Genomic DNA, 1,340 nt, shown 5'->3' with positions numbered 1-1,340 from the left:
CAGCCGGCTTGCTGGAAGCAGCTGGCGCGGACTTGCTTGAGCTGGAAGCAGACGAGCTGCTGGAGCTTGACTGGTCGCTGGAAGCCTTGGAAGCCAGGGCGCTGAAGCCGCCGGCCACGGAGCCGACCGCGGCCAGGCCTAAAATCACCCAGATCCCGAGCTTCATGAGCTTGTCCAGGTTGATGGCGTCAAAGAATTTGAAAATTGCCTTGAAGCCGTGCGGCAGCTTGCTCTTGTTCAAAATCTCCTTGGCCTTGTTGGCCGCGCTGTCTTGCTGGCTGGCGGCTGGCTTGTCGGCCCGGACCGCGGCGGCCGGCTTTTTGGCCGGCTGAACAGGCTGGACCGGTTTGGCGGCCTGCGGCGCGTCCTTGCCGGCAGCGGCCGGCTCAGTGAACTGGTCCAAGAGCTTGGCCCCGTCTAACCCCAGCAGACTGGCATATTGCCGGATGCAGCTTCTGACCAGGACCGGGTTTAAGCCTTGAAAATCATCGGCTTCGATCTTTTGCAGAGTCGCCTGGTCGACCCGCAGAGTTTGACTAACGGCTTCCAGGCTGAGCTGCTTGGCGCGGCGCTGTTTTTGTAATTCTTTACCGATTGTCAAATTTGTGCCTCCTAATTGCTTCTGAATAGTCTGAGCCTATTTTACTTGAAAAAGGGCAAAAGCTAAAGAAAGAAGCCTTTTACAACTTGGATCTTTTACAAAAGATTAAGAATTGCTTTACAAAGGAAAAAGTCCCCGCAAAGGGACTTTCAGCCTTATTCGCCTTGGAAAGTGCCGGCTTCGACTTCCTTGATGAAGTCAGCCAGGTGCTTGTAGTAGACGTCCGGATTGTCGACCATGTGGTGGTGGCCCCCGTCAGGAGTAGTGACCAGGCGGGAGTTCGGGATCAGCTTCTGCATGGTTCTTGCTGTTTCCAGCGGCATGGTTTCCACTTCCCCGAAAGTCAGCAGGGTCGGCACCTTGATCTTCGGCAGCTGGCTTCTGAAGTGCCAGTCCTTCAATTTGCCGGTGATGACGAACTCGTTGTCGCCCTGGAAGGCGTTGTAGACGGCCGTGCCGCCCAAGTCGCCCAGGTGGTAGAGCTTGGAAGGCTGCTTGCGGTCAACGAAGTTGATGTTCAAAATCTGCACGTCTTCTTGGTAGCGCTGGTTGGCGTAGTCGCCTTTTGCCTCGCATTCGTGCATGAAGTCGATTTCCGTCTGCGGCAGGACTTCTTGCCGGCGGCGGTTGACGGCGGCCACGTATTCGTCGATGTCGTCAACCATGGAGGAGATGATGGCCCCCTTGAGGTGGTCGCCGTACTTGACGGCGTATTCCTGGACCAGCAGGCCGCCCCAGC

The 1,340-nt window shown here is 56.8% G+C and carries 2 protein-coding genes; both read right to left on the bottom strand.

Annotated features, from left to right (window positions below; genetic code table 11):
- The coding region (locus lacNas_RS05935; protein WP_201346689.1) for a helix-turn-helix domain-containing protein at window positions 1-601 on the bottom strand (601 nt) is incomplete at its 3' end.
- Between the two features lie 155 nt (window positions 602-756).
- A partial coding sequence (locus tag lacNas_RS05930) for a proline iminopeptidase-family hydrolase (RefSeq protein WP_201331768.1) occupies window positions 757-1,340 on the bottom strand: 584 nt, incomplete at its 5' end.

It is taken from the genome of Lactobacillus nasalidis (genome assembly GCF_016587775.1).
GTDB lineage: Bacteria > Bacillota > Bacilli > Lactobacillales > Lactobacillaceae > Lactobacillus > Lactobacillus nasalidis.
This window is presented reverse-complemented; position numbering and strand designations above follow the sequence as displayed.